Origin of the sequence: Streptosporangium sp. DT93 (assembly GCF_049844535.1) — a bacterium.
Taxonomy (GTDB): domain Bacteria; phylum Actinomycetota; class Actinomycetes; order Streptosporangiales; family Streptosporangiaceae; genus Streptosporangium.
Genome location: NZ_JBNCLF010000128.1, coordinates 1 through 215, shown reverse-complemented (window position 1 = coordinate 215; position 215 = coordinate 1). Strand labels below are relative to the sequence as shown.

Annotated in this window: 1 rRNA gene; it reads right to left on the bottom strand. The window is 55.3% G+C overall.

What is annotated here, in order from left to right:
• A 23S ribosomal RNA gene (locus ACLQ2R_RS39765) occupies positions 1-214 on the bottom strand; the annotation flags it as partial.
• Position 215: the final 1 nt, after the last annotated feature.

Here is a 215-nt window from a genome sequence, read left to right as displayed (position 1 = left end):
CCCTCCAACAGTCCAACCAATTTCGCCTACCCGACTCTCACGGTCTACGGCGCAACTTCCCAGAAGCTTCGACTATCGGATGGATTTCTTACTGTTCACGGTCTCGGCAGAAACCGTAAGAGGGTCCCACAACCCCGTAAACGCAACGCCTGCCGGCTATCACACGCCTACGGTTTAGCCTGATCCGCTTTCGCTCACCACTACTCACGGAATCA